This window comes from Paenibacillus sp. AD87 (genome assembly GCF_001659845.1).
In the GTDB taxonomy this organism is placed as follows: Bacteria; Bacillota; Bacilli; order Paenibacillales; family Paenibacillaceae; genus Paenibacillus; species Paenibacillus marchantiae.
On sequence record NZ_LXQN01000007.1, the window covers coordinates 5,096,008 to 5,121,588 of the forward strand.

At 47.1% G+C, this 25,581-nt stretch carries 28 protein-coding genes; 7 read left to right on the forward strand and 21 right to left on the reverse strand.

Annotated elements, in window-relative coordinates:
• Positions 1-171: 171 nt before the first annotated feature.
• A complete protein-coding gene (locus gpAD87_RS22440; RefSeq protein WP_082935225.1) occupies positions 172-804 on the reverse strand; it encodes a TetR/AcrR family transcriptional regulator in 633 nt (210 codons plus the stop codon).
• A gap of 239 nt (positions 805-1,043) precedes the next feature.
• Between gpAD87_RS22440 and gpAD87_RS22445 the strand changes: the two genes are divergently transcribed.
• Positions 1,044-1,832: an undecaprenyl-diphosphate phosphatase gene (locus gpAD87_RS22445; RefSeq protein ID WP_064641143.1), complete on the forward strand. Its 789-nt coding sequence runs from the start codon at positions 1,044-1,046 to the stop codon at positions 1,830-1,832.
• A gap of 204 nt (positions 1,833-2,036) precedes the next feature.
• On the opposite strand, the gene gpAD87_RS22450 is transcribed toward gpAD87_RS22445, so the two are convergent.
• From gpAD87_RS22450 to gpAD87_RS22465, 5 genes are all read right to left on the reverse strand, one after another.
• Complete coding sequence (locus tag gpAD87_RS22450) at positions 2,037-2,363, reverse strand: thioredoxin family protein (RefSeq protein ID WP_063566544.1); 327 nt, start codon at positions 2,361-2,363, stop codon at positions 2,037-2,039.
• Between the two features lie 84 nt (positions 2,364-2,447).
• On the reverse strand, positions 2,448-3,356 hold the full coding sequence (locus tag gpAD87_RS22455; protein ID WP_064640626.1) for an aldo/keto reductase: 909 nt from the start codon (positions 3,354-3,356) through the stop codon (positions 2,448-2,450).
• Between the two features lie 152 nt (positions 3,357-3,508).
• On the reverse strand, positions 3,509-3,682 hold the full coding sequence (locus tag gpAD87_RS31935; protein ID WP_157258508.1) for a hypothetical protein: 174 nt from the start codon (positions 3,680-3,682) through the stop codon (positions 3,509-3,511).
• A gap of 218 nt (positions 3,683-3,900) precedes the next feature.
• Positions 3,901-4,644 carry a 2,3-diphosphoglycerate-dependent phosphoglycerate mutase gene (gene gpmA, locus gpAD87_RS22460; RefSeq protein WP_064640627.1) on the reverse strand — a complete coding sequence of 248 codons (744 nt, stop codon included), beginning with the start codon at positions 4,642-4,644 and terminating at the stop codon, positions 3,901-3,903.
• 72 nt (positions 4,645-4,716) lie between these two features.
• Positions 4,717-5,301: a DUF420 domain-containing protein gene (locus gpAD87_RS22465; protein ID WP_170867957.1), complete on the reverse strand. Its 585-nt coding sequence runs from the start codon at positions 5,299-5,301 to the stop codon at positions 4,717-4,719.
• Positions 5,302-5,677: 376 nt separating this feature from the next.
• Between gpAD87_RS22465 and gpAD87_RS22470 the strand changes: the two genes are divergently transcribed.
• Positions 5,678-6,868 (forward strand): cation:proton antiporter, encoded by a 1,191-nt coding sequence (locus gpAD87_RS22470; RefSeq protein ID WP_064640628.1) that lies wholly within the window; start codon positions 5,678-5,680, stop codon positions 6,866-6,868.
• Between the two features lie 145 nt (positions 6,869-7,013).
• On the opposite strand, the gene gpAD87_RS22475 is transcribed toward gpAD87_RS22470, so the two are convergent.
• The 10 genes from gpAD87_RS22475 to gpAD87_RS22520 form a co-directional block, all read right to left on the reverse strand.
• Positions 7,014-7,499 (reverse strand): DedA family protein, encoded by a 486-nt coding sequence (locus gpAD87_RS22475; RefSeq protein ID WP_063566540.1) that lies wholly within the window; start codon positions 7,497-7,499, stop codon positions 7,014-7,016.
• 13 nt (positions 7,500-7,512) lie between these two features.
• Positions 7,513-8,058, reverse strand: coding sequence for a CDP-diacylglycerol--serine O-phosphatidyltransferase (pssA, locus tag gpAD87_RS22480; protein ID WP_064640629.1), 546 nt, complete (start codon positions 8,056-8,058; stop codon positions 7,513-7,515).
• A gap of 20 nt (positions 8,059-8,078) precedes the next feature.
• The gene (locus gpAD87_RS22485; protein ID WP_064640630.1) at positions 8,079-9,836 is read right to left on the reverse strand and encodes a sensor histidine kinase; all 1,758 of its coding nucleotides are present in this window, start codon (positions 9,834-9,836) and stop codon (positions 8,079-8,081) included.
• Positions 9,833-10,513: a response regulator transcription factor gene (locus gpAD87_RS22490; protein ID WP_064640631.1), complete on the reverse strand. Its 681-nt coding sequence runs from the start codon at positions 10,511-10,513 to the stop codon at positions 9,833-9,835. Before gpAD87_RS22490 ends, gpAD87_RS22485 begins: the two co-directional genes overlap by 4 nt.
• A gap of 248 nt (positions 10,514-10,761) precedes the next feature.
• The gene (gene thiD / locus gpAD87_RS22495) at positions 10,762-11,568 is read right to left on the reverse strand and encodes a bifunctional hydroxymethylpyrimidine kinase/phosphomethylpyrimidine kinase (RefSeq protein WP_064640632.1); all 807 of its coding nucleotides are present in this window, start codon (positions 11,566-11,568) and stop codon (positions 10,762-10,764) included.
• 104 nt (positions 11,569-11,672) lie between these two features.
• Positions 11,673-12,371, reverse strand: coding sequence for an ABC transporter permease (locus tag gpAD87_RS22500; RefSeq protein ID WP_064640633.1), 699 nt, complete (start codon positions 12,369-12,371; stop codon positions 11,673-11,675).
• Positions 12,364-13,287 carry an ABC transporter ATP-binding protein gene (locus gpAD87_RS22505; RefSeq protein WP_064640634.1) on the reverse strand — a complete coding sequence of 308 codons (924 nt, stop codon included), beginning with the start codon at positions 13,285-13,287 and terminating at the stop codon, positions 12,364-12,366. Before gpAD87_RS22505 ends, gpAD87_RS22500 begins: the two co-directional genes overlap by 8 nt.
• 130 nt (positions 13,288-13,417) lie before the next feature.
• Positions 13,418-14,350, reverse strand: coding sequence for a sensor histidine kinase (locus tag gpAD87_RS22510; RefSeq protein ID WP_082935228.1), 933 nt, complete (start codon positions 14,348-14,350; stop codon positions 13,418-13,420).
• Positions 14,347-15,015, reverse strand: coding sequence for a response regulator transcription factor (locus gpAD87_RS22515; RefSeq protein WP_064641147.1), 669 nt, complete (start codon positions 15,013-15,015; stop codon positions 14,347-14,349). Before gpAD87_RS22515 ends, gpAD87_RS22510 begins: the two co-directional genes overlap by 4 nt.
• Positions 15,016-15,201: 186 nt before the next feature.
• Positions 15,202-16,044: a DegV family protein gene (locus gpAD87_RS22520; RefSeq protein WP_064640635.1), complete on the reverse strand. Its 843-nt coding sequence runs from the start codon at positions 16,042-16,044 to the stop codon at positions 15,202-15,204.
• Between the two features lie 305 nt (positions 16,045-16,349).
• Between gpAD87_RS22520 and gpAD87_RS22525 the strand changes: the two genes are divergently transcribed.
• From gpAD87_RS22525 to gpAD87_RS22540, 4 genes are all read left to right on the forward strand, one after another.
• The gene (locus gpAD87_RS22525) at positions 16,350-17,126 is read left to right on the forward strand and encodes an ABC transporter permease (protein ID WP_024631448.1); all 777 of its coding nucleotides are present in this window, start codon (positions 16,350-16,352) and stop codon (positions 17,124-17,126) included.
• The gene (locus gpAD87_RS22530; RefSeq protein WP_064640636.1) at positions 17,123-17,923 is read left to right on the forward strand and encodes an ABC transporter permease; all 801 of its coding nucleotides are present in this window, start codon (positions 17,123-17,125) and stop codon (positions 17,921-17,923) included. The genes gpAD87_RS22525 and gpAD87_RS22530 overlap by 4 nt, the downstream gene beginning before the upstream one ends.
• A 22-nt stretch (positions 17,924-17,945) precedes the next feature.
• Entirely contained in the window at positions 17,946-18,914 is a 969-nt protein-coding gene (locus gpAD87_RS22535; protein ID WP_064641149.1) for an ABC transporter ATP-binding protein, read from the forward strand.
• Positions 18,915-19,009: 95 nt separating this feature from the next.
• Positions 19,010-19,687, forward strand: a complete 678-nt coding sequence (locus tag gpAD87_RS22540; RefSeq protein ID WP_064640637.1) for a succinylglutamate desuccinylase/aspartoacylase family protein — start codon at positions 19,010-19,012, stop codon at positions 19,685-19,687.
• Positions 19,688-19,801: 114 nt separating this feature from the next.
• Here gpAD87_RS22540 and gpAD87_RS22545 read toward each other — a convergent pair whose 3' ends face one another.
• The 5 genes from gpAD87_RS22545 to gpAD87_RS22565 all read right to left on the reverse strand — a co-directional run bounded on the left by gpAD87_RS22545 (position 19,802) and on the right by gpAD87_RS22565 (position 24,744).
• Positions 19,802-20,209 carry a MerR family transcriptional regulator gene (locus gpAD87_RS22545; protein ID WP_063567097.1) on the reverse strand — a complete coding sequence of 136 codons (408 nt, stop codon included), beginning with the start codon at positions 20,207-20,209 and terminating at the stop codon, positions 19,802-19,804.
• 24 nt (positions 20,210-20,233) lie between these two features.
• Positions 20,234-21,715, reverse strand: coding sequence for an alpha/beta hydrolase family protein (locus gpAD87_RS22550; RefSeq protein WP_064640638.1), 1,482 nt, complete (start codon positions 21,713-21,715; stop codon positions 20,234-20,236).
• A gap of 173 nt (positions 21,716-21,888) precedes the next feature.
• Positions 21,889-22,335, reverse strand: a complete 447-nt coding sequence (locus gpAD87_RS22555) for a FixH family protein (protein WP_064640639.1) — start codon at positions 22,333-22,335, stop codon at positions 21,889-21,891.
• Between the two features lie 17 nt (positions 22,336-22,352).
• Positions 22,353-22,805 (reverse strand): disulfide oxidoreductase, encoded by a 453-nt coding sequence (locus gpAD87_RS22560; protein WP_064640640.1) that lies wholly within the window; start codon positions 22,803-22,805, stop codon positions 22,353-22,355.
• A gap of 310 nt (positions 22,806-23,115) precedes the next feature.
• Positions 23,116-24,744: a copper amine oxidase N-terminal domain-containing protein gene (locus gpAD87_RS22565; RefSeq protein ID WP_064641151.1), complete on the reverse strand. Its 1,629-nt coding sequence runs from the start codon at positions 24,742-24,744 to the stop codon at positions 23,116-23,118.
• A 337-nt stretch (positions 24,745-25,081) separates the two neighbouring features.
• Here gpAD87_RS22565 and gpAD87_RS22570 point away from each other — a divergent pair, with 337 nt between their 5' ends.
• On the forward strand, positions 25,082-25,288 hold the full coding sequence (locus tag gpAD87_RS22570) for a hypothetical protein (protein WP_063567093.1): 207 nt from the start codon (positions 25,082-25,084) through the stop codon (positions 25,286-25,288).
• The last annotated feature ends 293 nt before the right edge of the window (positions 25,289-25,581 follow it).

Consider the following 25,581-nt stretch of genomic DNA (forward strand, 5'->3'; position numbering starts at 1 on the left):
ATGTTTTATTCATGTCATTAACTTCCTCTCATCCATGTAGTCATGTCTTGTTGAAACTTCTGTTTCCTGTCTTCCTAAACTGCAGTTGTACCCATTATTCCCTGCTGCTGGCTTAATCATGTGAATATTTAATCCAGTTGTTGAAAATAAAGCTCCAGGTCCAGCACACTTTTATGTGCCGAGCAGTCCATAAAATTCAAAGCTTGCCGCCTCAGCTGCGAGCTTTGTTGCTGTCATTGATGAAAACTTGCTGTGCAACTCCTCCGAGCCAAACAGCCAGCGTGAAATCATGCCTTCAATCATGCTAACCAGCAGCGCAGCGCGAAGCGGTACATCCATGGATTCCGGCAGCATGCCCAGCTCAATGGCCCGTTGCATGTTGTGGCGAAATGCTTGTTCCACTGCATTACGTGTCTCCTCGACCAGACGGCGTACTGAATCCTCCGACACGATGCCTTTAAGCAACAACTCCATAAAATAACGATTGTCCTCTGCAAAAGAGAATAAGTCGGTAAACAGCCGTTCCGAAGCTCTCACCATATCCTCAACCGATCCGGCATCCTTGCGGTAGCCTTGTCCGATCGCTTCAAGCAGCTTCTCCCTGCCGGTCAGTACAATTTCCGACGCAATGGCTTCCTTACTTTTAAAGTGCCAATAAAAAGTGCCTTGCGCGACGCCCGCTTCCCGGACGATATCGGAAATTTTCGTCTGATGGTAGCCCTGGGTCGCAAAACGCTCCATCGCTATGCGTATAATTTGGTCCCGGCGTTCTTCTCCGGGTTCCAAATGATTGTTTTTAGACATTTGCCTATCCTCCCGATTGATCAGTCAGTCAGTTAATGTATATCCTATTGGATAACTAGGTTTTTGTCAATATGGTTTTAAACAATTCATTGCGAGCATAAGTTGAAGTTGGGCGCATTTGTGATCATAATAGATGATAGCCTTGTTCTAATGAGCAGGCATTGTCACGCAGGACAGCCTATAAGCTGTCATCTGCATTTCAAGGAGGAAGAGAATTGGACTTTATATCATCGATTATTATGGGCATCATCGAAGGTTTGACTGAGTTTTTGCCCGTGTCCTCAACCGGACACATGATTCTGACTGCCCACTTGCTGGGATTATCGGAGGACAACGAGTCAGTCAAAACGTTTGAGGTGGTTGTGCAACTCGGAGCTGTGCTAGCTGTCGTTGTGCTGTACTGGAACAAATTCATTGATATGTTCCGCTTCACCGGAGGCAAAAGGAGCTACACCTCCCGCCTGAACCTCATACATATCTTTTTGGCGATGGTTCCTGCCGTAGTCATTGGACTTGTTTTCCGGGACTGGATCAAGGCGCATCTGTTTGGAGCACAAACGGTGCTGTACAGTCTTGTTATTGGTGGTATTCTGATGATTGTCGCTGAACGTTGGAGCCACCGCAGCGAGCGCATTACAACCCATGATGTAGACGATATTACGTATAAACAGGCATTTGTAGTGGGTCTTTTTCAGATTCTCGCATTATGGCCAGGCTTCTCCCGTTCCGGTTCGACGATCTCCGGTGGACTGTTCGCAGGGGTAAGCCGAGTTGCCGCAGCAGAATTTACATTCTTGGTCTCTGTGCCGATCATGATTGGAGCCACAGGATATGATCTATACAAAAGTATCGATCATCTGAATACCAGCGATTTCCCGATCTTCGCAATTGGATTCATTGCCGCATTTATCGTAGCCATGCTTGCCATTAAGACGTTCCTATCCATTTTGAAAAAACTGAGTCTGACCGTCTTTGCAGTCTATCGCTTCGTGCTGGCAGCTGTATTCTTTATCATTTTAATGATGTAACCATATCTTCAAGTCATGTAACAAAAAAGCCAATGGCGACCTGTTCCTTTCGGAACCAGGTTGCCATTTTTAATTTCACACAACCTTTTCAACAAGCGGATTTTCATTTCGGCCTTTACACCCCTCCCCCACAGCAAAAACACCCCCTATCAGCGATAGGAGGCGTTTCATATAACTACTGCAATCTAAACGAACTGATTATGGTTATACCTTGGACTCCAAAGTTTGCAGGTACTCCGAGATTTGAGCAGGCGTTTTTGCCCATTTGCTGTGCAGATGTGCAATTTTCTTGCCGTTCTGGAATACGAGCAGGCTTGGAATGCCGCGTACACCGTTCTCTTCAGCAAACGGCAGGAACTCTTCTGCATCGAGGGCATAGAAGGTTTTATCCGCATGCTGGTCGATAACGTCCCCGATAAAGCGATCCAGGTTTTTGCAATCCGGACACCAGGTTGTATCAAATTTAATGACGGTCATTCCGTCAGAATTAATTGTATCGCGATATTGTTGTTCACTTTGAATTCTTTCCATATGTCTTCTCTCCCTTATTTGATTCTTTATGGTTGACCTTCATTGTACCTCGTATAGTTACAATTGAAAATAGGCTGCCAACGTTTAACGGTGCTGCTTGTACAGATTGGCGGGACTGAGCTCCCGTAATTCGTTAATCTCCGCAGCCGTAAGTAGCGCAGATTCCGAAGCAGCGATATTATGCAACAACTGCTCTCTCGAACTGGCACCTGGCACGACAGCCGCAACAGCGGGATGCGCCAAAGCATAACGAATGGCCGTTTGAGCCATGCTGCGATTGTCTGTAACCAACCGGCTCAGGCCTTCGCGTATGGTGTGCAACTCCTGAGTTGTATAATCCAGATAACCCTTATCTGCCTTGGCAGCACCAGAATCGGCGAGAACCCCACTTGCCACAGGTCCACGAGCGATAACGCTAATCCCCTTTTGCTCCAATAAAGGCAATACTTTCTCTTCGGCCCGGCGATCCGCAACGCTGTATTGGTTCATCACGCTGACAATGGAAGCTCTCTGCACATATTCACGAATCACGTTAGGCCGGATGGAGGATATGCCGTAATACCGGATAAGACCTTCCTGCTTCAGTTCCTCAAAGGCTTCGATCGTCTCTTCAATTGGATCATCCAGAGTGCCACCATGCAGTTGATACAGATCGATATAATCTGCCTGCAGCCGTTTCAGGCTGTCTCGTACAGCCTGTTTGATATAGGCTTTGGACGGGTCCCATGACCAGCCTTCTTTTCCCGGTATGCGACGATTACCAACCTTGGTTGCCACAATGACCTGATCCCGGCGTCCCTGGATGGCCTGGCCCACGATTTCTTCGTTTAATCCTGCATCATACAGGTCAGCGGTATCCAGAAGATTAACGCCACGATCCAATGCTTCATGAATCAAGGCTACGGCAGGTTTCACTTCGGTTCCAAGCGACATACAGCCTAGCCCAATTTCACCAACCAAGAGTTCGGATGAACCCAGACGATTTTTCTTCATATGTTGTACATCCCCTTTCATACGTTCTGCAAGTTTCCATTGTATCATTCTTGCTGGCAAAAATCGCATATGACATATGAGCGCACACAAAAACCCGGGACCATACCAGCTCCGGGCTTCTCATGCTAATTGACTCTATGCCAAAATCTATTTTAAATCACACGTGAACCTTTTTTGCTTCCATAAGACGGTTTTGAAGATGAACTTGAACTTTTCATCAGTCCTGACACCGTACTGAACAGCTTATCCCTTGCTTGTTTGTTCCTCATCAAATAAGTCACGCCTGCTCCAATGGCTGTTACAATAATTCCACTTTTTTTAGACATGTGTTGTTCCTCCTTCAGGATTAATGTACATCGTGTCTTGCTTGAGATTACCCTGTAGGAGAAAAACGAAACGTCAGATGCGATCGCTAAAATTAGAGAATGGCTATTACAGATAAAAAATGGCCCCTGAGAATTCAGGAGCCCTCTTCTAACGTGATGTATAAATCGAACTCATCGTTACTACTGTATAACTCTGCTTGGTCATAACAATCGTCCGGTCAATCGGACGGTGGTGCGACATGAGTCATTTCCTCATGTTTGTACGTGGAGCCATCCGCAGTCAAGTAGAAATGCCCGATCGGATGAAGATCTTCATCCAGTTCATAGACCAGGGGAATACCTGTTGGGATATTAAGCGCCATTACGTCTGCTTCGGACATTTGATCCAGATGCATAACGAGTGAACGGAGCGTATTGCCGTGCGCGGAGATGAGTACCCTTTTGCCCGCTGACACAACCGGTTTGATCTCTGCATTCCAATACTCCAGCACCCGCTTCGATGTATCCATCAAATTCTCGGTACGCGGGATGGTGCAGCCCAGCCTTTGATACTTGTCCTGATCCTGAACATAACGCTCATCTGTATCGTCTAGTGGTGGAGGAGATACGCTAACGGAGCGTCTCCACTCCTTCACCTGCTCCTCGCCATACTTCAGCGCAGTCTGCTGTTTGTTCAGTCCTTGTAGTGCACCATAGTGACGTTCGTTCAGCTTCCACGTCTTCGTGATCGGAATCCACATCCGGTCCATCTCATCAAGTGCAATATCCAGTGTTCGAATGGAGCGTTTGAGTACCGAAGCATAAGCATAATCAAAATCAAAACCCTGTTCCTTCAGGATCTTTCCCGCTTTACGCGCTTCTCCGTATCCATCGGTCGTCAGATCCACATCCGTCCAACCGGTAAAACGGTTCTCCACGTTCCACATACTCTGTCCATGGCGAATCAATACGACTCTGTACATAAGCGTGAATCCTCCTTCCATGAAACCATTACCCGCAAGGCGAGCCGGATATGCCCATGATATGTGAAATTATTAATAGTAGGGTGCCATCATCAGATATACAACTACACCCGTGGAACTCACGTAGAGCCAGATTGGCATCGTCCAGCGAGCAATTTTACGGTGTTTCTTCAATTGATTCGTCCAGCCCCATACCAGAGTGAACAGAGCAAGCGGCACAATAATGGCTGCCAAAATGCTGTGTGTGATCAGAATGAAGAAATAGATGGAACGAATAATGCCTTCTCCACCGTATTTAGACGTTTCTGGAGACAGATAGTGAAACGACAAATACGTAACGAGAAATAAAAGGGTTGTTGAAAATGCAGCAAGAATGAAACGTTTGTGCAATTTCACATTCCGCTTGATAATGGCAATCAAGGCCGCAAGCAAAAAGATGAAGGTGAAGCTGTTGAACACGGCGTTGAACCGTGGCAACACGGTAATATCAAAGGCTACATCGCCTTTGTATCCGATGGACGGAGCAAAGAACAACAATAAAATAATGACATTGGCGATAATGGAAATGGTAATAATAAGACCTGCAAAGTTTTTATTACTGGTCGGGGCAATCTGATTGGATTGAATGTTCGGGTCCCCTTTGTCCTGTTTGCCCAATGAAAAATCCTCCTCATATCCTAACTTCTATGTTCTATCTCATTATATCTTGCCATTTCTCGACTGTTAAGTGACAACACTCTGAACAAAAAGGCTCGTCAGGTACCCTTAAAATGCCCACATAAGGCCATTTTCATTAAAAGCCCACCTTCACTGGTTTACCCCATCCTGTATTTGTGGTATAATTAATGCAATTAATCAAATACGCGTTGAACTGGAGGAGCCTGTCACCAAGGGCCCTCCTTGTCTTTTTTTAAGGCATAAAGCGGCACTTTTACAAGCGCTGTTTTATGCCTTTTTCTGTTCCTGAGGCCTGGAATGATCCCCCCTTGGACTGGTAATCCTATAAACGCTACTGCTGGAGAGGAGTACACCTATGGAATTTATTTTGGTTCTTGCACTTATTTTGATTTTCACAAAGTTGGCTGGGGATTTATCGGTAAGACTCGGTCAGCCATCCGTATTGGGTAAATTGATCGTCGGTGTTATTCTTGGACCTGCCCTGCTCGGCTGGGTTCAACCGGATGATTTCATCCACTATATGGCCGAAATTGGGGTATTACTACTCATGTTCATTGCTGGGCTCGAAACGGACCTGGAGCAATTGAAGAAAAATTGGAAGGCAGCCTTTGCGGTTGCCGTGGGTGGTATCATTCTGCCATTCATCGGAGGTTATGGCGCTGCCGCTGCGTTCGGCATGTCGCAGACACACGCTTTGTTCTTTGGACTATTGTTCTGTGCCACTTCGGTCAGCATTTCGGTTCAAACGTTAAAAGACATGAATCAGCTCAGCTCTCGTGAGGGTACAACGATTCTTGGAGCCGCTGTCGTCGATGATGTACTGGTTGTTGTCATCCTCGCTGTCATGATGAGTTTGCTCGGAACAGGGGCAACCGATACTTCAATCCCTCTGCTCATTGGCAAAAAGCTGTTATTCTTTGTTGTCATTATCGCTGCCAGCTGGTTCCTTGTTCCACGGATCATGAAGTGGATGGCACCGCTGAAGGTCACGGAGACCGTTATTACAGCCGGATTAATCATCTGTTTTGGCTTTTCGTACTTTGCGGAATGGATGGGTGTTGCAGGCATTATCGGGGCTTTTGCGGCAGGTATCGCCATCTCTCAAACGAACTTCAAACATGAGGTCGAAACGAAACTTGAACCGATCGCGTACGGGATTTTTGTTCCGGTATTCTTTGTAAGCATCGGTTTGAACGTGACTTTTGACGGCGTGGGCTCACAGATCTGGTTCATTATCGTCATCAGTCTCATCGCCATTGTAACCAAGCTGCTGGGCGGAGGAGCAGGTGCGCGTCTGACCGGATTTGATCGCTCATCCTCCCTCGCCATCGGTGCAGGCATGATTTCCCGAGGGGAAGTTGCTCTCATTATTGCTTCCACTGGACTTGCTTCCGGATTACTCGACCCTGAGTACTTCACCAGTGTGGTCATCATGGTTATCGTTACAACCCTGGTTACGCCACCTTTACTCAAAATCACCTTTGCACGCAAAAAAGGGGAGCCACAGGTTGAAAAAGGCATTGAGGAATCCCATTTGAATGGGTGAATCATAATTTATGTATCGGCTCGCCGTAGCAATATCACGGTGGGCTTTTCATTTTTCAAGGGAATTCATTAAACACAAACAAAAAAAGACCACTCCATGTACAAGAGGTCTTTATCCTCACCTGTTCGTAACAGGCTGTCCCATTTTAAGTTAACACACCTACGTAAAAACCAATCGATATAAAGACAACACACCATATAAATGCCCCAATGCTGGAGAAAAGGACGTATCGTCCTATAGCCATACGGCTGATTCCGGAGAAGCAGCACATCAGATGACGAATGCCTGGAATGAAGTAGCCCAGTATGATGGACCAGTACCCGTATTTCAAAAACCAGGACTCCACCCTGCCCAGCCGTTTGGCGTTGACTCCGACCCATTTACCATACTTCTCAACCAGTGGCCGGCCGGCCTTCTTGCCGATTGTGTAACTCAGAAGTCCTCCAGTAAACGCCCCACCAAAACTGACAACAATGGACACCGAATAATTCAGCACCGAGATGGAGGCGAGATAACCGACAAAGGTCATCATCACCTCATCCGGAATAGGCATGCCAATCACGCCAAGAGCCAGCAGTCCGTAAATTGCGAAATAACCATATTGACCAATAAATTCTCTTGCAAATTCCATACTGACTCGCTCCTTATTTCGGTTCCACAATATCCTTCTCATGGGGGGCTAGCACTTGTTTTAGAGACGGGAATCGGATTTGGCTAACCATTAGACCGGATAATACGATAATGACAAGATAGGCTACACCATGAGTAAAATAAGGACTCCAGAGCGCGAAAAAGGACATAAGACCGCCTGCAAACGTAATCGGCATGCCCACAAAACCATGGCTTGCTGTCTTCTGGCAATTGTAACGGGCAAGACGCAATGCACCACAAACCGGGAATAATGCTGTCAGCGCCATACCCAGTGTACTTACCTCATTCATGGAGTTCAAATATAGGATCAACACAGGTGCGGTCCCGAACGAAACAACATCAGCCAATGAATCCAGCGCTTTGCCGAATTCCCCCTCGCAATGCAGCTTGCGGGCTGCAAACCCGTCAAACAGATCAAAGAACATGGCTACCCAGATCATCGTCACGGCCAGCGCAAACTCACCATGAATAGCCATAATGACAGCTAGCATGCCTGAAGTTAAGTTGCCCAACGTTAGAATGGACGGTAAAGATTTCATAGACTTGACTCCCCTTCGTACTAAGCATTAGGAAAAATAATATAAAAACGGACTCCGTCCGGCGTGTTCTCCACGCCATAACTGCATCCATGCAAATCGAGAATCTGCTTCGCGATGGCCAGGCCGAGCCCGGTCCCCCCCATTTTGCGATTACGCGAGCGTTCCACGCGGTAGAATCTTTCCCAGATGTACTGCCGCTCCGCTTCCGAAATCTGCTCACCCTGATTCTCGATGGAGATTCGAACCTGCCCTTCCGGCCTGCTGATCTCAATCATAATATCGGTCTTAGGAACGGCATGACGTATAGCATTCATCATCATATTGTAGAAGACTTGCTCTAACTTGCTGCGGTCTCCCTCAACGGTCTGCTCTGTGGTGGAGACCAGTACAACCTCCAGTTCCTTTTCCTTCAGTTGTGGACCCAGACGTCCGGCAATATCTTCAATCATATCTCCAAGAGCTACCGCACCGGTGTTCAGCTTAATCGCTTGGGATTCCAACCGTACCAGATCCAGCATCTCTTCGACTATCGTTTCCATTTTGACCGCTTCATCGGCAATGATCTCGATGTAACGCTCACGTTTGCTCTCACTGACTCCATCTTTCAACCCTTCGGAGTACCCTTTGATGATGCTGATAGGCGTTTTGAGCTCATGGGATGCATCGGCAAAAAACTCCCGTTGACGCTGTTCAATCCGCTGCTTCATCTCCATATCGGTGCGCATCTGACTGTTCGCCTGCCTTAGTTCTTCCAAAGTCTGACCCAATGTTGTCGACAGCGCGTTAAGACTATTGGACAGACTGCCAATCTCGTCATTGCGGCGGATGGGCGATTTCACTGTGAAATCAAGGGTCGACATCTTTTTGGCAACATGGTTCAGGGCAAGCAATGGCTTGGTGACAATTCGGGACAGAAGCAGTGAAAGGAAAACAATCAGCACAAATGCAGCAATACCAAAATACGCATAAAATAGTTGTGTAGCTTCACTCGCCTCCCTCATCTCCTGCAGGGACGTCAGGGAAAAAATGAGCTGTTGCTGGGGTCCCGAGCTGTGCACCGGAGCAATCGTAAGCACATTTCGTACACCACTCCAGCTATCGGTCCATTCCTCATTAATCATTTTTCCGTTGGCGAGACTGAGCTGATCTTCCGTAGACAGCGGGAAGCGGCTATCCAGCGCCTGCACGAGCAGACCCTGTCTCTGGCTCCATGTCCCCAGGTTGGGAAGAACAACGTCCTTCAATGTTCCTGACCATTCTTCTACCGGCTCCGTTAACTCCTGAAAATCTTCCGTTCCGCTGACCACGGAGCTCTGATCCTTTATCTTCAGCGGATAAACCATAGGATCATTCATTCCACTTGCTGAGCCTGTAACGGTCAATTGCTGACCATATTTCAAGTGTGAAGCAAGCCATCCTGCGTTCTCACTGTTGATAAACAACGACAAAGATATATTCACCTGCTTGCCATCCTCTTGCAGAAGCACGATGTGGAATGGGTCATTGACCAGTTTACCTGTATTCGTCAGGATGACCAGATGCGACTGATTCTGCCGCATGAACTTTCCGGTTTCCTTGGCCAGCTGCACATCGTTCCAATGTCCCGTGGAATATTGTTGTTCGAATTTTGTTAATTTTTTCTTAATGCTGCTGATTTTCTGATGTTGGTAAAAGTCCGGGAACCAGACCAGTTGGGCAATCACGGTTGTTCCATATAGAAGAAGCAGAAATCCAGCCATGACCAGAAACAGTTTCATCGTTACACCGTTACGTCTCATGCCTCGGCCTCGAATCGATAACCGGTACCGATAACCGTTCGGATACACTTGGCTTCATCCCCAAGTTTGCTGCGAAGCTTTTTGATATGGGTATCCACCACACGCGAATCGCCCTCAAAGTCATATCCCCATACCCGATTAAGTATGGCATCACGGGACAGTACAATTCCCTGATTGCGAGTTAAATACAGCAAAAGGTCATATTCTTTGGGAGCAAGCTCCACTTCAATTCCATCCTTCTCAAGCCGCCGCGCCCATGGATCAATTGTGGCACATCCAAACCGGATCACACTCTGCTCCTTGCTAACGGCACCCTCTACTCGCTTCATTAATGTCTCTGCACGTGCAACCAGTACACGAGGACTGAATGGCTTCGTAACATAATCATCCACGCCGAGCTGGAAGCCATGAATCTTGTCATCATCTTCGGATCGGGCAGTCAGCATTATAATAGGTACGGTCGACTGGGAACGAATATGCCCACAGAGGGTCCATCCATCCATTTCCGGCATCAGCACATCTAGAATGACCAGATCCACTTCATGCAGTGCCAGCAATTCCAGCGCCTCTACCCCATGTTCTGCTTCAATAACGTTCCATTGTTCTTTTATGAAATAATCGGCCACAATCTCACGAATGCGGCTTTCGTCTTCCACCAGAAGCACTGTTCTGACCATGGCCGACTCTCCTTTTAGCATTCTGTTGTTAACATAACGATTCCGTGTGTCGTCCGTGTGTCCAGCCATGTTCTGGAATGAACTCCATCTTATATACGATTAATATATACCAAAAGTTACTAAATCCCATACGTTTTTGCACAAAAAAGAAGCCGTCAACGAGCAACCTTCTGCTCATTGACAGCTACTTCCGGCTGAAACCACGTTTTTCTCCGCGATTACACACTACACGTGCGCACCGCTCAGTTTTACTTCTCCAGTCGGTGTGCTACATGCAGCGTTGGGCCAACAAAGCGGTTCAGCGGGAATCCACCAGCAATCGCTTTGGTCACGAAGGCTTTGCCTTCACGAACAGCCTCTTTCACGGTAAGACCGCGCGCCAAACCTGCGGTAATTGCCGCAGATGTGGTGCAGCCTGCACCATGTGTATATCCGGAGCCAACAACATCGGCTTCAAACCATTCGTAGTTCGTTCCGTCATAGAGAAGATCCATCGCTTTACCCGGGTTAATAACGCCTCTGTCCTTGATCAGGACGTGTTTCGCCCCATGATCGTGAATGACAGCTGCTGCAGACTCCATCTGCTCCTTGGAGCGGATTAGCCCACTTTTCGCGAGCTGTGAAGCCTCAAACAGGTTCGGGGTAACCAGATCAGCACCCGGCAACAGGAATTCGATCATTGCTTCTGTATTCTCAGGTTGCAGCACTTCGTCCGTACCTTTGCAGACCATTACCGGATCGATAACGATCTGTGGCAGTCCGCTCCGGCGGATGTGCTTCGCAACCAATTCAATGATGTCTACAGAACCCAGCATACCCGTCTTCATTGCATCAAAACCGATGCCATCCAGAACGGTGCGCAGTTGAGCCTCGACTACATTTAATTCCACAGGAAAGACCTGGTGATCCCACGTATCAGGCTCCATAGCCACAACAGTAGTAAGCACAGTCATGCCATACACACCAAGCTCCTGAAAAGTTTTCAAATCTGCTTGAATCCCGGCACCGCCGCTCGTATCCGAACCAGCGATTGTTAATGTTTTTGGAATCGTCATGGTAGTTGCATTCTCCTTCGTCCTTCAGTTGACATTATCCTATCCCTTGTACGAGCAGATGTCAATGGCATGTGAAGCCATACGGAGTATGGTTTCCAAAGGAATCAGTTCACATCTTTTGTCTCCAGACGAATCATGGACAGCGAAGCAATCCACAGTCCGATCGCCCCCAGTGTTAATGGAATGAAGACGATAGAGTTAATTGACACAGAAGGTCCATTAAATCCGGAACACACCACAAGTACAAGCAGAATGGATGATACCAGTGTGGTCGTGACCGAATGTTTGCGCATCCCGAAGAATAGAGGGATCAGAGCCATCCCCGCAGCGGACAAGGAACTAATGGTGTACTTCAGCAACAGTACCAGTGCATCACTTATCGTCAACGTATCGGGAATGAAGGAGTAGAATTGGTTTGTAATAACCAGCAAGGCTCCCATCAGCAGATCGGTAAACAAAATCATCACAAAGGTAAAAACAAAGATAATAATCAGCTTGGCAGCAATGATTTTCTGGCGCTTGATCGGATAGGTAAACATGACGTTCATCGTTTTATTTCGATACTCACTAATAATCAGTTTCGCGATCAGCGCACCGCCAAAGATGATAAATACAGCTCTAGCAAACGTATCTATTAACATGAAGGAGACGTGGTAATCGGCAAAAGCGTAATCTTCTGCCCCCTGATCGGTGAATCCAATCAAGATGAGAAACAGGATAAGGGCGAGATTGGCGATACCTACCGTTCTGAAATTTCGGGCAAACCGATGTTTGCGCAGTTCCAGCTGGATCAGTTTAAGCAACGTCCCCATCCCCCTTCATTAAGCTCATGAAGTGTTCTTCCAATGAATGTGCCCGTTTGAAAATGGATTCAATCTCAACGCCATGCCCGATCAGCTTGCCTGTCAATTCCGATGGAGCAATGCCCGGATCATAGATGCGTACAGTATGGTCATCGATCAATTTATAATTTTTCAACCCCAATTGATGTTCCATCACATAGGTCGCTTTACGTGGGTCCAACGTTTGCAGCTCAATGTACTCGCTGTGGCTCCCACGAATGCTGTCCATGGATACTTCTTCAACCAGACGCCCATTTCGAATGACCCCAACGGTGTCTGCAACCTGCTCGATTTCCCCAAGAATATGGCTGGAGATCAGCAAGGTAATACGATACTGGGAGCTGAGACGTTTGAACAAATCGCGCATCTCCTTGATGCCTACGGGATCGAGCCCGTTAATCGGTTCATCCAGAATGAGCAGTTCCGGTGTTGTGATCAGCGCACGAGCGATGCCTAGACGCTGTTTCATCCCCAGAGAAAAGTCACGAACAGGCTTCTTGCCAGTATCCTTGAGACCTACATTTTCCATCATGTCGTTAATGACCTTTTTGTTATGAAACCCCATGTATTCACAATGGAGATCCAGATTTTCCTTGGCGGACAGATTATCGTAGAAAAAAGGATATTCAATGATGCTGCCCATTCGTTTCAGCAATTCATAAGAAGTAGGCGTGAGCTTTTCTCCAAACAATTCAATCTCGCCTACAGTCGGCTTCACGAGGTTGGTGAGCATCTTCATCATCGTTGTTTTCCCCGCTCCATTCGGACCAAGAAACCCATAAATCTCCCCTTGCTTGATACTCATATTGACGTTCGATACAACCTCTGCCCCTGCATACGTCTTGGTCACACCTATGGTCCGCGCGATATATGTCATGTTCTTTAATTCTCCTTTACGTTCGTCCCTGACGGGTTCTTATATCTGTATTGTAAAGAGAAAAGTCTTCTTTTTTATTAATCAAATCTTACAAAAACCTTAAGCTTATCGTGAAAGCTATAAATTGCACCTAACAAGGTTTTAATGAAACCAAAAATACTGTTCGTACAAAAGGTACGCTGTGGAGCTCAATACTTCCGCCCATTCGCTCCACAAGTCGCTTCGTAATGGTCAGCCCCAGACCACTGCCCTGATAGAGACGATTACGTGAATCCTCCAGCGTATACATGCGTTCAAATACACGACTGTGCTCTTGTTCAGGAATGCCCTTACCCCGATCCCAGATGCTAAGTGTCACTTGTTCGCCAATTGAATAGTCGAGTGAAAGGCCAAGTACCTTGCCATCTGCTCCATATTTCATGGCATTGGTGATCAGATTATCCAGCACACGGTCCAGTGCTTCCTCATTGCCTTTCACGAAGACATCGCTTTCCGGAATGGACAGCTCCACTTGCAGACCTAGATTCGTTAACATGTCATAAAAAGAGATCATCTTCAAGCGACACAATTCGCTTATATTGACCCTGGTCAGAGTAAGCTCGTTATCCCCCGACTCCAGCTTCGCCAGGTCAAAAAAGGAATGAATCAGACGCAGCACCTCCTGCGCTTTATCCTGGATTTTGGCAGTCATGATTACGCGTTCCTGATCGGTTAGGGAAGTGCTATGCAGCAGCGTTTCACTATAACCAAGCACAACCGTAAGCGGCGTCTTCAGATCATGTGAGATATTGGAGAGCATGTTGCGCATCTCCTTCTCCTGATTGGCATAACCCGCCTCAGCCCGATGTGCATGATCCAGTAACTGATTCATGTCCTTAAGGAGCTGGCTTATCTGGGGGTCACTGTTAAAGACGAGCAGGCGTTCAAATGTGTTCTTATGTATAATAGAGGTCAATTTCTCATGTATGTAAGTTAGATGGGTACTACGTTTATGCAGCCTTACGCTTAATAGAATGACGATAAGAGCCAATATCCCGGTAGAAAAGGCCAAGATCAACGTCACGCCGGGTCCACCTCCAGCTTATAGCCGATACCCCACAATGTTTTAATATACCGGGGGTTGGAGGGGTCAACTTCCAGCTTCTCGCGCAGACGACGCATATGAACATTAATGATATTTTCGTCGCCATAATAATGATCATTCCAGACAGAAGCGTAGATTTGAGCCTTGGTAAATACTTTGCCAGGGTGGGTGATAAACATTTTGAGAATACCAAATTCCTTGGAAGTAAGCTTTACAGGTATGCCATCACGCTCAACCTCATACGTTTCCGTATCAACCACAAGTCCGCCAATGTGAATGCGCATTGCCTTTGGAGTAGTTTCCGTTGCAGGCTGTGCGGTATAGTTGGCACGACGAATAGCCGCCTTGATCCGAGCGGTCAGCTCGATCAGCGAGAATGGTTTGCTCAAGTAATCATCAGCGCCGAATCCCAGGCCGAGGGCTTTGTCCACCTCTCCGTCCTTAGCAGACAGGATGAGCACTGGCACCAGACTGGTGGCACGGATGGTCTGGAGCACTTCCATCCCATTTTTGTGTGGCAGCATCAGATCGAGAATGACCAAGTCATATTCTGACGGTGATTGGCTGAATTGACGTTCCGCCTCCAGTCCGTCATATGCATAAGAGACGTCATAGCCCTCTTTTTCCAAATAAGGACCGACCATTTCACTAATTGAGCGATCATCTTCAACAAGCAGCAAGCGATAACTTGACACGAGATTCCCTCCAACTTGAACGTTTTCCTTTATTACCTCACAGTTTGCATCAATTGGCAATGAAATACGAAAAACCCGGCAGGTTCGCCACTTCATGTAACAAAGTGAACCTCCTGCCAGGTCTCATTTACAACCTTATACCGTCTCGCTTCGTATCCAGCACAGTCCAATCGTGCCCGCACCTGCATGAATTCCGACCACAGGGATAAAAGGCATAATTTCCGTCTTCAAGCGGGGAAGCAAATCTGCAATCTGCTGTTTGATTGTAACGGCTTCTTCCTGATTGTTCGCATGCATGATACATACATGCTTCACTTTCCCCATGTCCACCTTGAGCACATCCAGCATGCGCTGTTTGGCCCGTTTGAACGTACGAATTTTCTCATTCACAACCACTTTGCCCTCTTCGAATCGAAGCAGCAGATGAATTTTCAACAATTGGCTAAGAATAAGCTGGGTCCCCGACACACGCCCACTGCGGTGTAGATGCTGAAGACTGGCTGGAATAAGGTAAAAGGACATGTTATTAATCATCTGTTCGATGTGAAGTTTGATTTCGGATGCTGTCTGGCCTTGCTTCTGCCATTCCAATCCTTGCAAAATCATCTCCCGCAGCGGATAAGCCCCTGCTCTGGAATCAATGGCGGTAACCGTCACACCTGCGATTTCGGCAGCCTGCATCGATGTGTGCAGCGTACCGCTAAGCGCAGTGGAGCAATGAATGGTAATGATCTCATCGTACTTACCTTTCAACGACTCATACAGTTCAATAAATTCACCAATCGGCGGCTGTGAGCTGCTTGCGCGTGAAGCCCCATCAAGTTTCTCATAGAATAATTCCGACGAGATGTCTTCTGTCTCCCGATAACATTCCTCTCCAAAAACGATCCGAAGAGGTACGATGTACACATGATTCTGCTCTGCAAATAGCGGATCGAGTGTGCTCGTACTGTCCGTGACCCATGCAATTTTACTCATTCCAACCTTCTCTCTTGCCGGATTGTTGAAGCTGTATCCTCAATCGTCAGGCACATGCCCGGCGGATTATTTAAAATTTGAATAGTTCATATTGTAAACGTTTGCGTCTTTGCCCCCCAATTATAAAGGAACGGACAAACCACTGTCTTGTGGCGCATTGTTGAACAGCCTCATTTCTTCCGGTATATGCCAAAAAAATGTCTTGCCTGTGAAGGAATATATTGGTATGCTGTTGTCCTTCTCTCTTTTTCGCCTTGACTGAAGTGAACGGAACCGCCGTTCAACCAACTTATCGGAGGTGTCACATGCTTTATTTCACTCTGGCTTCCAAAGCCTACTCCCGGAACCTGCAATACCGCGGGGCCCACATGGTACATAACCTGGCAAGCGCCATGTTCGGTTACATGTATGCCTGTCTCTGGATTGGCATCGGGGCCGATCATTCTCTCGGAGAATACGGGACACAGGGGATGATCAGTTACATTGCGTTTACGCAATCCTCTCTCTGGATCTCGGGTTTTCTCACCAATGGACTTGGTATTCCACTCACGGTCAGGACAGGGCAGATCGCGCTTGATCTCATGAGGCCGGTTCATCTGTTCACCCACCTGATGGCACGTGAATGGGGGCAGATTGCCTACCAGTTCGTGTACAAAAGCATTCCGATTTACTTGCTCTTCTCCATCGTATTTTCTCTGCAATGGCCCTCAGAAGCTTCAACCCTGCTATTTGCCGCAATTGGTCTTGCCGGCGCATCCTATTTATCCATCTGTATGAATTACATTATTGGCGCCACCGCGATGTGGACTACGGAGTCCTCCTGGCTGCATTGGGGCAATCACGCCATGATGAATCTGCTTGCTGGTTTCTTCATTCCGCTGGAATGGCTGCCAGACTGGCTTGAACGAATTGCCTGGTTATCTCCCTATCCTTTCCTTCTCTATGTCCCGACCCGAATCTATCTGGGTTATGAAAATGGCTCCTTGTTATGGGGAACCTTGATTTGGTGCGTCCTCATGACATTCGTCTGTCTGGCGATCACTCAGGTATTGCGCCGTAAAGTGGAGGTGCAGGGCGGATGAAAACAACTTCCTGGCTCACTTTATATAAAATGCTCATTCGAACAAGCATCCGCAGTCGGATGCAATACAAGTTCAATTTTGTCATAGCCTCCGTTCTGGCCGCATTGATTCAAATCTCCGAGTTTCTGATGGTTGCTCTGGTGCTGCACAAATTCGGAGCCATTAAAGGCTGGTCCCTTCATGAAATTGGTTACCTCTTCGCGATCATGACCCTATCCAAGACACTGTATCGAACGTTTGGCAACGAAGTGCATCATCTGGAAAAGTATCTGGTCGGCGGCGAACTCGATCAACTGTTAACCCGTCCTATGCCCGTATTGCTGGCCTTACTGCCACAAAACTTCCGCATCATGGCTGGTGAAGTGTTACAAGGCGGTTTTATTCTCTGTTGGTCTCTGGCAGGCATGATGCATAGCGGACAGATCGGTTGGACTGTCATCCCCTTCTCTCTGCTCGTCATCCTAACCGGTGCCATCATTCTTTTTTCGATTGGTCTTGCCACGGCAACGCTTGGATTCTGGACCACACGCATTGAGGAATTGCAGACCATTACCGAGGATGCGGCGCGTACGGCTGCCCAATATCCGCTGACGTTGTATCCCAAATGGATGTCTGGCATTCTGCTGACCGTAATCCCGGTGGGTTTCGTCAACTATGTTCCGTCACTCTATCTGCTTCGCGGCGAACTAGGTGCGTGGGTTCTTGGTGCCATTATCGTTGTAGCCGTCCTGAGTCTGGCCGCAAGTCTGCGTTTCTGGAAATTCGGTTTAACCAAATATCAAAGTACAGGTAGCTAAGGAGGAGAGTATCGTCATGACTATGATTACAGCGAGGCATCTGCAAAAGGAATTCAAAACCCCTGTGGTACGCGAGGGCCGGTTCTCCGGGCTTCGAACCTTGTTTTCTCGTGAGTATCTGTCCAAGGAAGCGGTTCGAGACATTAGCTTTGATATTGGCAAAGGAGAATTTGTTGGATATATCGGCCCCAATGGGGCTGGAAAATCCACCACGATCAAAATGCTGACGGGTATCCTTCATCCGACCTCGGGTGAGGTGTTGCTCGGTGGTATGAATCCACACCAGGAAAGACGTCGCACGGTTGGACGCCTCGGTGTTGTGTTCGGACAGCGCAGCCAGCTCTGGTGGGATCTGCCCGTGAAGGATTCGTATGATATTTTGGCCGAAATGTACGGAGTCCGTGCCGAGGACAAAACGAAACGATTGGCCCAGTTCGCCGAGCTGCTGGATTTGGAATCGTTCTGGGCTACGCCTGTCCGCAAGCTCTCGCTTGGACAGCGAATGCGTGCCGACCTGGCAGCTTCCATGCTGCATGACCCGGAATTGCTTTTTCTCGATGAGCCGACGATTGGACTGGATGTGAACGCAAAGCGGAACATACGTCAATTTCTTCGTACGTTAAATGAAGAGTTTGGCAAAACGATTTTGCTGACCACTCATGACATGGACGACATTGAGCAGCTATGCAGTCGGGTGATGGTGATCAATCACGGTCAACTTACGTATGATGGCTCCATCCCCTCTCTGCGCGAAACCATCGGTCTGCCAACGATTATTCGAGTTACGTATCGCGGTTCGTATCAAATCCCGGATGTTATATCATCCGCCATTCAAATTACAGGGACAGAGGGCCAGATCGTCATTATTGAAGTAAACCGAAAAGAATGGAGCACAATGGACATTCTGAAACAGCTCGAACAATGGGGCGAGATTGAGGATGTCGAGATGAAAGAACCGGATTTCGAGGATATTATTCATCGAGTGTACTGACTGGCCTATTTTATTCAGAACTGGATCAGGGCCTGTTCAAATGCCGTTACATGCGGGAAGGACATAACGTACTGTAATAGCGGAGGTGAAGTGTCATGCTTGTTACCAAACACACACTTGCTGCATCCAGTGCACACGCCACTCCCTATTACCTCGTTCGAGGCACGAAGCCCGGACCCGTTATCATGATTACATCGGGAGTTCACGGAAATGAAACCGCGAGCATGGCCGCTGCGCAGAAGCTGGCTAATGACTGCATGGCAGGGCGTCGACACGTGGCTCGTGGACTCCTCATTATTATTCCACGAGTGAATCAGAAGGCTTATCGAAACAACAGCCGAGGAAAACCTGATTTAAATCGCACCTTCCCGCGGCATATTTCTGGCAAAGCCAAACATCCGCTTGCTTCCGCTGTCTTTCGGCTTGCTCGTCAATATGGACCTACCTGGTGGCTGGACCTGCATGAAGCCAATGGATTATCCCAACGCAGCTCACGGGTACTAGGACAAACTCTGATTACCAATCCGGGCAGCAAGGCTGTTCCGTTATGCAAACGAATTATAGGGCGAATGAATCGGTCGATTCCCATTCGTGACAGGCACTTCAATCTGAAGCAACACGAGTTGCCCGGTTCAGCACGAACAGCCGCAGCTCGCCTGCTTCAAGCCCGTTCGGTTACCGTGGAGACCTGCTGGAGTCTGAACCGATCAGACCGGATCAAATACCAGACAGAAATTGTGCACCATTTCCTGCGCGAAGCAGGCCTGTTTTGAATTGCTTGAATCGTTATGAAGAGCCGGAAACATAAAAGACACCTTCAAAGATATCTCTCACGCCAAACGCGTCAGGGATGATCTATGAAGGTGTTTATTGGTTACAGGGTTATCTTATGAATTGCCATCCTCCTTGTTGATCCGGAAAGATTCAATGTAATTGTGAATATCATGCTCTGGCGTCAGGAGCAACCCGGCAAGAAGTGTCTGCATCTGCTGCAGGTTATCGATATGCGACTGAATCTCTTCTATTCGGTCACGTACAAGTGTTTTAAGTGCTTCACTCTCCATGTCCTCTTGACTAAGCAGCTGTAACGTATCCTGTATTTCTTTTAAAGAATAACCCAGCGATTGAGCATCCTTAATGAATTTGACCTTAACCAGATAATCCTCGGTATACACACGATATCCGTTGGACGAACGACGGGGAGCAGGCAGAATTCCACTGTCCTCGTAATACCGGAGCGTTGCCATGCTCACACCCGTACGTTTGGCTAACTCTCCTCTTGTCATGGTTTTCATGCTACTCCTCCATCCATCTCCGCGTTATTCCGCCTGATTGCTCCGCAGCTTGGTATACTTGTTATCATAAGTGGCCTCGGGAAAACGGTCTGACGACCCTTCCAGCAAAGGCTGCTGCTCTTCTCCCTTCAAGTAACGGTCAAAGAAGGCCAATGTATATGATCTTGTAATGTCCACATTATGCTCTGGTGTTATGCCTTTGGCAAACAGTTTAGGTGAAATTAACGGAATATCCGTGAAACTCTGATGGAAGAAATGATCCACGGTCAAGTAATACGTATCATTGAGACTGCTTGTCATCACCCGATCCAAATCCGTTTCAAACTCGGGATAAAACACTTTATCCTTGGCAGTGGCGTTCGGGTCAAAACTTTTGGCTGTTCCACCTGACATGATATACATAAACGGCTGTTTCAAGGCTGTAGTGGATACGCTCCCCCAGAATCCGCCTTCCAAACTGAGTCCTGCTTTGAAACGGCTATCCTGCGCTAGTGCTTCCGCTGTTGTCGCACCACCATAAGAGTGACCAAAGATACCGACATGATCCAGATCAAGCTTGCCTTCGAGCAGTTGATTCGGATCATGTTTATTCCACTGGGTGAGCGTATCCAGTACAAAGCTTGCGTCAGCTGCACGAATGCCAACACCTTCTATATTATGTTGATACACTTCCTCTGACGTTAGATCTTCAGGATCCGGCTCATAAGAAGCAACATGTCCATCCGGGAATGTCACTTGAGCTGAGGTATACGGATGGTCGATCCCAACAACAATGTAGCCGTGGCTTACCAGTTCCTCAATCGCGGTCATACTTTGAAAGCGTGCAGAGCGTATTCCAGGTGAAAACAGCAATACTGGATACTTGCTCTGTGCGGCAGACACCTCAGCGCCTTTGACCACATGCGTGGGAATCGTATCAAGATAACTGAACACCACCGGTGGAATGCCAAATACGAGACTGATCGCCTCTCCCAACTCGGCAGGATAATGCTCTAGCGGTAATCCTTTGGCTGTTTCCTGATCTACAGGATACCAGACATTAATCATAAGTTCTCGCTTATCACCCGCTTCAGCCGTCTTGGTCTCTTCCCGAGATTCATCCGTTAACTGCTGCGAATAGGTGCCTATGGCGAATGGACCTGTCGGTTCAGGCATCGTGAATGCAGGGAAAAGCGACGTTAGCACCATTGAACCTGCACTGAGAGCCAGCACCAGAATAGATGCCAAGATGGTTTTGAACCACGAACGACGTTTCGGTTTTTGTATGTTCTGCATATTGCGTCCGGACTTCCACAGTTGAATCGCCAATACAATCAGTAAAACAAGGGCTACGATATAGGTGGGCAACAGCTGCACACGAAAACGATCGATTCCCCCATGCAATAGAATAACCAGTGCCAATGCCGACAACGTACCCACTTTCACTGCCCGACGTTTGGGAGCCATCAATATGACTACTGCGCTAATAACCGTCACAATGACCAAAATCCATTCCAAAATTCTCATCGATCTTACCTCCAACATGTTGTAATACATCAAGGATAAACCTTGAAGTATACTTCAAGGTCAAGGTATAAAAACGAGAAATTTACAATCACGAATTACACATGCAAAAACCCGATAAACGACGCGGCCGGAAGTGGCTTGTACGTCAACATTATCGGGCTGTATTTATCGATTTATTCTTCCACAGTTACCTTCGTTCGGGGCATGGTGTGCATTGCACCAGCAGTAACATGGACCTGTACGATATAGACTCCGGATTGCTCAAACGCGTAGCTTGCTTCGTACAATCCTTCACCTGCTGATTTCGCGGTGATGGCTCCCTTGGCTTCAAGCTCTTCTGCACTCATCATGCCTTGTTCCAGAGATGGTGCCTCCGGTTCATCCTCTTCATTCCAGATCTGAAACTGCACACGGTCCGCATCATTCACAGGCTGCCCCCCTTGTGTAAGCTGGATCTGCAAGGCAACATTTTCCTTAATGGACACCTTGTCCGGTACCATGAGCTTCACCTTGATCATCTCCGGCATCTCACCTGACTGGGACTGCTTCTGTTCCGAACACCCCACGATCAGGAGGGTCAGAATGATGAAGGGCATGAACCAACGGACTTGTCCGCTCATCAATCATCTGTCCTTTCTTATGAAGAAGATTTTGGTGTTTTGCCAATTCCCCACAGCATAACAATAATGATGATAAATGCGATCAGTGCAAGTAACGGAATTGTGATAAAACCAAACCAGTTCAAGTAATCGGTATAACACGGAATTTGTCCGCATGCCACTGAACTGCCCGTAGCCGAGTAAATACGCTGAATCGTTACATGGTATAACGAGATTCCGCCTCCAATGAAACTAAGGGGAAGAACATACTTGGTAATTCCCGCGTCATCCTTGAAGTAGGCAATGCCAAGTAAAATCGTTAACGGATACATGAAGATCCGTTGGAACCAGCACAGATCACAGGGGATGTATCCCTTAATCTCACTAAAATAAAGGCTGCCTCCAGTCGCAATGACTGATACGGCCCAGGCAATAAACAGACGGGTATCAATATGTTTTGCCCGTCGCTCAGGCTTTGAAGCTGTGTCCATCCGCTTGAACCCCCTTTTCTTGTTTGATCATACCGAATAATAATACAACATACATGACTCCAACGGGCTAGTGAATACGATTATGTACAGTCCACCACCGTACCGTGATCAATAACACGTTGCGGCGAGGTTACTGACTGCTTTAATTATACCAAATATTTGAATATTTTGATGTGGCCTTTTTTCGTCCATGTGATGCAAATTGGATTGCTGATTCCCAAAGTAAGATGAAGATGAAGGCACTGAAATGAAAACGAAAAAAGCTGCCGTATGGGGCAGCTTTTTTCGTTCTTCTTTTTATAAATAGTGATTACATGGATTTAGTCAGTGTGATGGAGCCATCTTTTTGCGCCCATTTTACATCCCAGCCAAGAAGCTCAGCGATGAAACGCAGTGGCACTTGTGTACGTCCATCTTTGTTAACAAAGACTGTTGCGCCCACATTTTTCTTCATGCCGTTCACTTCCATAACATTGTTGTTCACCCAGAACTTCAGTGTATCATTGCCAGCCATTACAGTTACTTGTTGTGCTTTTTTATCCCATTTCACGGTTGCACCAATTCCTTCGCTCAAGAAGCGCAATGGAATGTAGGTTGTGTTTTTCCAGAGCATTGGCGTGGTGTCCATGTTGGTTGTTTTGTCATTGATTTTCAGCTTTTTGCTGTTCAACTGCATCCATACAGTTGTTGTGTCTGTTTCAGGCATTGTCGGTGTAGTGGGTTGCTCTTGGAATTTATCATTGAATTGCGTCACAATTGCATTACCCAGGGCTTGACCTACACCAAACATAACTTTGAATCCTTCGCGGTTAGTTGTGTACGAACCTTCGTAGTTAGCCGCAGCGTATTGATCCAATACTTGTTGTACTTGCTTCTCATGTGTAGTCAATGCTTGTTGTCCGGCAGCTTTTGGCAGGTTGCCTGCTGTTGCGGAATCCAGGAATGTCGCGAACTCCGTGGTGAATCCGTCAATACGTTTCTCGACAGCTGCACGAGCCGCTGCATCATTATTTTTAACAGCTGTTACATAGTCGCTTTGTGCATTCACGTGGTTGGTTACCCAAATTTTCTCGAACGCATTGGCACCGTCATTACCGTAAATGGAAGCGATCGCTGCTTTGAAATCCGCTGTGTTTCCAGCTTCAGCTGTAACCAGTGCATTGGATGCTGCTGTGCGGCCATCATATTGTTCTTGCATCTGCAGAGCCGACAGAGCGAAGTGCTCGGAAGCCAAGTGGTTCAGTGCAGATCTCAGATCAGCTGCTGGTGTGTCCGCTTTGCTGTTCTCGAATTTCTCAGGCATTTGTGTTGTGATTGCTGTGGAAAGTGCTTTACTCACGTCGAACATTTCTTTGAAACCTTCACGGTAAGCTTTGTATGCATCTGTATAGTCACCTGCTACATATTCATCAAATACTTTTTGCACGAGATCTTCATGTACTTTCAAAGCATTTTTAGCTGCCGCTTTTGGCAATTTGCCTTCCGTTGCGGTGCTGAGGAATGTAGAGAATTCTTCTACAAAACCGTTAATATTATTCTGTGCCTGTTTGATTCCAGCCTGGTTACCCATCTTAGTTGCTTTCACAAGATCATCTGTATATTTGTTATGAGCGCGGAAGATACGTTCGAATTCTTTGGCTCCTGCATCACCGTAAAGGGATGCGATTGCCGGCTGCATATCCAATGCATTTTGGTCGAGTGCTTTATAAGCTGCGTCTGCATCTTTAGCTCCGTCATATGCCTTCGCCATTGCGGTTACTGCGAGTGCAAAGTGTTCGGATAACAGGTGATCCAGGCTCGCTCTCAGGTCAGCAGCAGGTGTATTAACACTTGCCTTCATTGTAGTCATTGGTGTCTGTGGTGCTGCAGCAGCCCCGGCGATTCCTGGCATTAATAACGTCAAGCTCAGCATGGGTGCGATAAATTTCTTCATTTTCATTTTCATTACGTGTTCACTCCTCGGTTAGTTTTGTTTATCCTTTGTTTCCTCGTCGTCGTCTTCATAGGGTGTAACGCAGGGTTCTTCAATCTGGATCACCTCTCTGGGCAAAAAAAAATGCAGCCTCCGTCCAGGAAAGCCGCAAATACGCGCCACAACAAGGTTTATCTCAAATTTAAAAATTTATAATTATAGTGATCCGCTCCATTCAGCACTGCATACATACTGTAAGTGAAGGACTTTATTTTCCTTAATTTATCAATAAAAAGCTTACATCCAAGGTAAACTTGAAGTACAATGAACAGAACAATTGATTTCAATGAAGGAGGTTCATCGCATGACATTGCTGCCCTATATTTTAATTATTGGCATTGCCCTGTTCGGTGGAATTGCTACCATGATCATCGGGAATTCGAAAGCGAATCAGACCAGCAACCCCGAATATGATCGCAGGACCAAGCAAAATCTGAGCAAACTTACTTATGTATACGTTGGTGCCATCGTTCTCGGCATAGGCGGTTTCGTCCTGTATTTAGTGAACTGAATAGCGCTTACTCTCAGCAAAGTACATGTCTGAACTTTTCGGGTAATTCAAAATTTCGTTGTACATATGGGATGGTTTGGCGAACCATTCCCCTCTCTCTTATGATGGCCAATAGTCCACGTACCACCCACAAATGAATTTGTTCATAAAGACTTTTCCTGCTGAAAGAATTAACTTCCTGCGTGTATCCCTGCTCAAAGTCATCTACAATCTCTCCCACTTCTCTCTCCTTGCTTCTCCAACATCTATAATGTGAATGCTCTCCTCTGTAAATAACAAATTCCAAATGCCAA